Source organism: Dyella sp. (assembly GCF_036568765.1).
Taxonomy (GTDB): domain Bacteria; phylum Pseudomonadota; class Gammaproteobacteria; order Xanthomonadales; family Rhodanobacteraceae; genus GSA-30.
Genome location: NZ_DATCRY010000135.1, coordinates 1 through 8,056, shown reverse-complemented (window position 1 = coordinate 8,056; position 8,056 = coordinate 1). Strand labels below are relative to the sequence as shown.

At 59.2% G+C, this 8,056-nt stretch carries 4 protein-coding genes; all 4 read left to right on the top strand.

The window, feature by feature from the left end; genetic code table 11:
• The coding region (locus VIM98_RS09955; RefSeq protein WP_331992949.1) for a beta-N-acetylhexosaminidase at positions 1-1,628 on the top strand (1,628 nt) is incomplete at its 5' end.
• Positions 1,629-1,817: 189 nt separating this feature from the next.
• Positions 1,818-5,018: a TonB-dependent receptor gene (locus VIM98_RS09950; RefSeq protein WP_331992948.1), complete on the top strand. Its 3,201-nt coding sequence runs from the start codon at positions 1,818-1,820 to the stop codon at positions 5,016-5,018.
• A gap of 280 nt (positions 5,019-5,298) precedes the next feature.
• On the top strand, positions 5,299-6,687 hold the full coding sequence (locus VIM98_RS09945; RefSeq protein WP_331992947.1) for an APC family permease: 1,389 nt from the start codon (positions 5,299-5,301) through the stop codon (positions 6,685-6,687).
• 4 nt (positions 6,688-6,691) lie between these two features.
• Positions 6,692-8,056, top strand: a 1,365-nt coding sequence (locus VIM98_RS09940; protein ID WP_331992946.1) for a glycosyl hydrolase 2 galactose-binding domain-containing protein, incomplete at its 3' end; no start/stop codon positions are given.

The following is an 8,056-nucleotide window of genomic DNA, read 5'->3' as shown; positions in this document are numbered from 1 at the left end:
GCGAATTGACCGGCTCTCCCGACAAGCCTTATTGCGGCTTTTATACAGAAGCGCAGATCCACGAGATCGTACGTTATGCCGCCGAGCGTTATGTCGACGTTGTACCGGAAATCGATCTTCCCGGGCATTCCCAAGCGGCCGTGGCCGCGTATCCGTGGCTGGGCGTAACGGGCAAGCGTCCGCCAGTGTGGACTGATTGGGGTGTCAGTCCGTGGTTGCTTAAACCCGACCGGAAAACCTTGCAGTTCGTCGATGACGTGCTGGATGAGGTCATGCGCTTATTTCCCTCGCGATACATTTCGATTGGCGGCGACGAGGCCGATAAGCAGCAATGGAACGCCTCCTCCGAGGTGCGCGCCCAAATGCACGAGCTGGGCCTGACGAACATGGATCAGTTACAGAGTTGGTTTACCAATCAGGTCGCCACACATCTCATCGAACATGGACGCCGCCCGGTGGGATGGGATGACGAACTGGTCGCCGGCGCAACGCTTCCCACCTCGGAAGTAGTGATGTCATGGCATGGCGACGACAACGAACGGGTGGCGCTCACTGCGATCCAACAAGGCCACGACGTGGTCATGACACCGCAAGAGTCGTTGTATTTCGATCACTATCAGTCCGACCTGCCGGATGAGTGGCCCGGTCCACCGCCTGCCGCGACGTTAAAGCAGGCCTACGATACTGTCGTTATCCCGGCCGGTGCGAGCGCCACTGAAGCCCGGCGAATCATCGGCGTGCAGGCAGGCCTCTGGACCGAGCAGATGACCACCTTCGCACACGACCGGCACGCGGTATTTCCCCGCATCGCAGCCCTGGCGGAGCTTGGCTGGTCGCCGTCGGCCACGCACGACTGGAACGGTTTCCTGCAGCGCATGCCGGCCCAACTAGCGCGATATCGCGCGCTCGGCATCGACTATGCCGACACTGCGTTCGCCCCCATTTTTGAAGTCACCCCCGACGCTCATGACGCATTCCGGGTCGAGCTTTCCAATCAGATCGGATTTGGGGCGATTCGCTACACGACGGACGGTTCCGAGCCCAGTCAACAATCTACGGCTTACACTACGCCACTCATATTGCCGGGCAACACCATGCTGCGTGCAGCAACGTTCGCGCCGGACGGTTTCGAGCTTTCCGCGCCGCGTACGCAATCGCTGAACGAAGCTGCCGCATTGGGCCGCGATAGCAGCGCGCTGGCGACTTGCTCTCATCAGCCGGGCTCGCGCCTGGAAGGCGCCAAGCAACCAGAAGGACCAAGGCCGCGCTATTCCGTGGATATCGGCAATGCATGCTGGCTATGGCTACATGCACCGCTGGACGGCATCGAGCACGTAGCAATAACAGTCGAGCGCATGGCATGGCGTTTCGGCGACGAGGCCAAGGACGCCATAGTGCGCCCCATTACCGGCGCCGCCGGCGAATTCGAGATTCATGCCGAATCCTGTACCGGGCCCTTGCTCGCTCGCTTGACGCTGGACAGCGCGGCGCGGTCGAAGGGGCAAACACGTCTCGAAGCACCGATGGCCGTGCCGGCGAGGACCGGTGCTGGCGACCTGTGCATCTTCGCCACCGGCGATCCGCGCGATGGACAGTGGGCGTTGCAGCGAATAACGCTTTCGAAATAGCAGCAAGCGGGACAAATGTCCCGTGAGGTAACACCAAAGTAAGCGGTCTTGGTCAAGCCAAGGCCGGAGACATCGAGAAATTGCATCACGACGGCGTGCTTACCGATAAGCAAAGCCACGCCGTACCCGTTTTGGAATACCAGGGAGCAGTTGAGGTTCGACAGGCAACGCCACCGAGGTTTTGAACCCATGTCCACCGTACTTCGCAAGCATCCATTGTCTATTGCTATCACCGTGTCGCTGTTCGCCGTCGTGTCGACGTCGGCTGTAGCTTCGGCACCCATCGATCCCCAGGCTGCGCAAGCCAGTCCGACGCAAACGACGCTGCCGCCGGGCACCCAAAAAACCGACGCCAAGAAGACCGACACCAAGTCCGGCGATAGCGACGCGGCAAAGAGCGCGGTCAATCTATCGGTAGTGAATGTCTCAGGCGTGCGCGCTTCGCAGATGCGGGCCATCGATCTGAAACGCGATGCTCCGAACATTCAGGACAGCATCACCGCGGAAAATATCGGCGCCCTGCCCGACACTACGATCACCGACTCGCTGCAGCGCGTTACCGGCGTGCAGATCAATCGCGATGCGGGCGTAGGCACATCGGTGGACGTGCGCGGCCTACCCCAGGTCGGCACCATGTTGAACGGCGAAGTGTTCATCACCGCCGACCAGATCGATTCGCAGCAACCGGATTTCACCATGCTTCCGTCTACGCTGTTTCATGGCGTGGACGTGGTCAAATCGTCCACCGCTAACGAAACCGATGGCGGCATCAGTGGCGCCATCGACCTGCATACCTATCGCCCCTGGGATCTGCCCAGCGGATTCACCTATAGCTATTCGGCCAATGGCGAGCGCGGGACGACGACCAATCATTGGGGCCCCGAGGGCAACGGCCTCATTTCCTATAACGATAACGGTCACTGGGGCCTGTTGATCGCCGCCGACTTCTCCAATACCCGACGGATGAACGCAACCGAGGGCCTGGACCAGTACGGTGTCGTGCTCAATGGCGAGAATGCGACTAGCGCCGGCGGCTATAACGGGTTCCTGACGCCTTGGAACGGTGCGCCTATCCCGTCGAAGATTGTGCAAAACGCCGACGGCAGCGTAGACGTCAATGGCGACGGGAAATCCAACGGTGTGTTCATGGGCAGCCAGGATATCGGCCTCAATGACATCATCACCCAGCGGAAACGCAAATCCGGCAATGCCTCGTTCCAGATGGATCTTGGCAGCGGTTTCAGCCTGACCAGCGATTACTTCTACTCGCAGCAGCGCCAGTACGATCGCAACGTCGGTATCCAGTTCAACTCCACCAACTGGCAAGGCGCCACCTACGTGCCGCTGCAGTCGCGCAATACCGGAAGCCCAGCCCTAGGTTCTTACGGCACGCCGGAGCCAGGCTGGGAAGGTTCGCAGATATACACTACGCAGGTGTACGAGAAGTGGCCTGGCGACATGGAGTCATACTCGTCGATCATCCAGAAAAGCTCGGTAGCCAGAAACCTTAATCTGCAACTGGATTACGACGATGGCGGCCCCTTCACGGGGAGCGTGCGCGGTATTCATGACACGGCCACCCAGTCGAATCAGGAAACCGATATCAATGTTTCCGACTCCGATGGTGCTCTATGGCCCAATGTGCTGAAAGATGGCGTGCCTGACGATGCCGTGCCACCGGGCACCTTCGTGTATCCGGCACAACTGGGTGGCAACCGCGTGTTCAATGCCAATGGTATTCCTCAGAACACCGTTCCGATCATCGCGAATTTCGGCGGGCGCTACATCAAAGTCGACATGCCAGCTTCACTGGCCGCCGATTTTGCGAATCCGAATGCCTGGACGATGAAAACGCTGGAGTCTTCCGGAGATTACGATCGCAAAGTCTCACTGAATGCATTGCGTTTCGACGGAAAATTCGATTTCCAGGATGGGTTCAAGCTCGAATTCGGCGTGCGCAACAGCGTCCGCAATGCCAGCAACAACGGTTGGACACTGGAAACACCCGTCTATGCGGGCATGGGTGCCAGCGATCCAAATGGGTGCCTGGTACGTTATGTCGGCGCCGACGTAGTTTTGAACAGCGGCGCTTGCACAGCGGGCAACGATCAAGGTTACTTCCGTGCGGGGCCCCAATCGGCACTGTCGATGCCCAATACCGCAGCGCCTTTGTCTGGCAACTGGAAGCAGTACAACAACCTGCTTGGCTCAGGCATCAATTTCTGGGCGGTCGATCCATCCGCTCTGATCAATCCTATTGCTTACTGGAAGTCGCTTTACCCGGACACCATACAAGTGGCTGAGCCAGGCACGACCTGGGCCGTGAAACTGAAGGAGCTGTCGGGCTATTTGCAAGGGGACTTCAACGGCACCCTTTGGGATATGCCATACAACGGCAACGTGGGCGTGCGCCTGATACGCACGAACCTGGATGTCACTCAGCACCTGAGCGGCGACCCGGGGGCCTATGGCGACGAACCGCTCGACGTAGGCACTTCTGTGACAAAACGCAGGTACCAGGATGTCCTGCCTTCGGCTAACTTCTCGCTCGATATCACCGATAGCCTGAAGTTCCGACTGGCCTATTCCAAGAACATGATGCCGCTGGACCTCAGCACCTGGGGTGGCGGCCTGCAGCTGAACTATTCGCTGGTGGAAACGCCGCAGGGGCCGATCTTTCGCGTCGCCGACGGCACTTCGACGGGCAATCCGAACTTGAACCCGTGGCGCTCCACCAACTATGGCGCATCGCTGGAGTACTACATCAATCCCACCAGCATGCTCAGCCTGGCGCTGTTCCGCATCAACGTGGATAGCTTCATCAAGAACGGCAGCGTGACCAACTGTACGTTGCCCGACGAGGACGGCGTGGTTCGGGATCATTGCATCGTGATCACCCAGCCCGTGCAAGGTACCGGCAACAGCATTCACGGCGCGGAATTCGATTACCGCCAGGGTTTCACTTTCCTGCCGGGAATCCTGTCCAAGACCGGCATGGAGATAAACGCCACGTACGCACCGAGCAACTCGGGCGAAAAGGACCTGGCCGGTCATGAGATCCCATTCCAGGACAACTCCACCAAATCCGGCAACTTCATCCTGTGGTACCAGGACGACCACTTCCAGGCACGCCTTGCCTACAACTACCGTTCACGGCGTGCAGTGATGGACAGCGTGGGCGGCATCACCGGCATGGAAATGTATGAAGCGCCACAGAAATACCTGGATGCGTCGATCTCGTACAAATTCAGCAAATACGCCGAGGTATTCGTCGACGGCACCAACTTGACCAACGAATACCAGCATTACTACCTCGTCTGGCCCGACCAGCCTGCCCACTCGACGTTCTCCGAACGCATGTTCATGTTCGGCGTGCGCGGGCAGTGGTAACGGGTTGGATCCCCTCGCCAAACCCCAACCTCCCCAACTTCCAGGAGCGACTTCAGGGAGCCTCGAAGAACCTCAGTTTTCATCGTCGCCTCGGCGAACGCCGGGGCTTGGCGCCTCTAACACGTTGAAGCGTCAAGGCGCTGGATACCAGCATCCGCTGGGATGACGAGTAGGAAGGGTTTTTTGGAGATTCCCTAGAGTCGCGATCAGCCGTGACGTAACCCAGATCGCAACCGAAGCTGCTTCTGCAAGACAGGCAAAACCATCAGCAAAGGCCAACATGCAAGAATCCCGCACGCCCTCGCCCGCACGCGACAACACCCTCCACCGCTCCATCGGCGTGTTCTCGGGTACCGCGATCAACATGACCCAGATGTGCGGTATCGGGCCATTCATCACCATCCCCATCATGGTTGCAGCGATGGGAGGTCCACAGGCTGTCATCGGCTGGATCGCCGGCGCCATCCTGGCCATGGCCGATGGTCTGGTCTGGGCCGAACTCGGCGCAGCCATGCCCGGCTCCGGCGGAACCTACGTCTATCTGCGCGAAGCCTTCCAGTACCGTACCGGCAAGCTGATGCCGTTCCTGTTCATCTGGACGATGCTGCTGGCGATTCCCTTGCTGATGTCTACCGGTATCATCGGCATGGTGGAGTATCTGGCCTTCTTCTTCCCTGCCCTGGGCTGGTGGTCGGAGCATCTCATCGGCTTGGCCGCCACCGCAGTCGTTACCTGGCTCCTATACCGTCGCATCGAATCGGTTCGCGCCATCACGATCGCGTTGTGGATCATTATGTTGATCTCGGTGATCGGAGTGGCCTCCGCCGGTTTCTCGAACTTCCATGCGGGCTTTGCTTTCACCTATCCAGCCGACACCTTCGGAAGCCATTTCTTCGTAGGTCTTGGCGCAGGCCTGATCATCGGCATCTACGACTATCTCGGCTACAACACCACGGCATATATCGGCGACGAGTTACGCGACCCAGGAAGGACGATGCCCAGATCCATCATCGTCTCGGTGATCGCGATGATGCTTGTGTATCTTCTGCTCAATATCAGCGTCCTCGGCGTTGCGCCCTGGCAGGAGATCGCCCAATCCAAATCCGTGGCTTCGCTGGTTGTCGAACGCAGTTGGGGGCACGTGGCCGCCGCCATCATGACCGTTCTCATCATTGTGACGGCATTCGCCTCGGTCTTTACCGGATTGCTCGGCGGCTCACGCGTACCGTTTCAGGCAGCGCAGGACAAAGTGTTCTTATCCGTGTTCGGCCGTCTGCACGCCAGGCACAGCTTCCCGCATGTGGCGTTGCTCACGATGGGCGTCGTAACGGCCATCGGAACGTTCTTCGACCTGACCGAAGTCATCAACATGCTGCTGGCTGCGACCATCATCGTGCAGTCCCTGGCGCAAATTGCTGCGCTGGTCGTTCTACGCAAGCGCCAACCGACCCTCAAACGCCCGTACAAGCAATGGCTTTACCCGGTGCCATGTGCCATCGCCCTGCTGGGATGGATTTACGTGTACGTCTCCGCCTCGACGCTCTCGTTGATCCTCTCCAGCCTGTGGATCGTCGCAGGCCTCGTGGTATTTGCCATTTGGGCCAGATTCAACCGATCCTGGCCGTTCGCACCCGTCGAAGTTCGCGAAACCTATATTGGGAATCCCTGACGTCATGCAAACCCTGTACAGGCACCTGCTTTGGACGCTGCTCGCAGCGACGGTATCGATCGCGCCGGCAGCGTACGCTCAAAAAACCTACGCACCGACTCAAGTCGGCATCGATGCCGGCTCCGTCACTGCCATCGGTCACTGGTTGATTCAAGACAGCTCGAAAGCACAACAAGACGGCTCCGATATCTCCACTGCGGGCTACTCCACCAAGGGCTGGTACCCGGCAAGCGGCCGCGCTACCGTCATGGCTGGCCTGCTGGAAAACGGTGCGTATAAGAACGACGTGTTTTACAGCGATAATCTGCGTGCCGTACAGGTCCCTGAATCCAGTGGCAACCTCTTCGTGACGCCCTGGTGGTACCGCGCCCAGTTCATGCTGGCCAAGGTGGGGAAGGATCGACATACGTTGCTGCGCACCAACGGCATGATCGCCAATGCCGACGTTTGGGTGAACGGGCATCTGGTCGGCGAAATCGCGGGAGCCTATCCCGTATACGATTTCGATGTGACGCCATGGGTCCACGCAGGCACCAACACGCTTGCCATGCAGGTGCATCCGGCCGATCCAAGAGTAAGCCTGTCGATGGGCTGGGTGGACTGGAATCCCACGCCTCCGGACAACAACATGGGGCCATGGCGCGGTGTGGATATCCTGCAGGCCGGGCCTGTGCAGCTGAGCTTTCCAGAGGTTCTTTCGACTCCCTCGCTGCCCGATCTGACTCGTGCCACGCTAACGGCCAAAGTCACCGCGAAAAACCTCGATACGGTAGCCCATGATGCCACCGTCAGCGGCACGGTGGCGGGCATTGCTATAGAGCAGACCATTCACCTTGCACCCGGACAGACTCAGGTCATTTCGTTCTCGCCCGACTCCACGCCAGGCCTCTCACTGGATCATCCGAAGATCTGGTGGCCCATCGGCATGGGCGATCATCCGCTGTACAAGCTCGAAATAACCGCAGCGGTCGACGGTTCGACCTCCGACAGGGCCACGGCGACGTTCGGCATACGTAGCGTCACCTCAAACCTGACGAAGCACGGATATCGGCAGTTCTTCATCAACGGGAAACCCGTGCTCATCCGTGGCGGTGGCTGGGCACCGGATATGTTTCTGCGCGATGACCCTGCTCGCATGGAGGCGGAATTCAGCTATGTGGTCAATCTGGGCCTCAATACCATCCGCAGCGAAGGCAAACTGGAAAGTCAGCGCTTCTACGATCTGGCCGACCGCAACGGCATCATGATCCTGCCGGGCTGGGAATGCTGCGACAAATGGGAGTCGGCGGCCAAGACGGGCGGCGCTCCCTGGGATGCTGCCGACATGAAGGTGGCCGAAGACTCCATGGCCAGCGAGGCACGCCTGCTC

Bases quoted from the DNA above. Each gene is read 5' to 3' on its own strand.
- VIM98_RS09950 (WP_331992948.1), top strand. From the start codon at position 1,818: ATGTCCACCGTACTTCGCAAGCATCCATTGTCTATTGCTATCACCGTG.
- VIM98_RS09945 (WP_331992947.1), top strand. From the start codon at position 5,299: ATGCAAGAATCCCGCACGCCCTCGCCCGCACGCGACAACACCCTCCAC.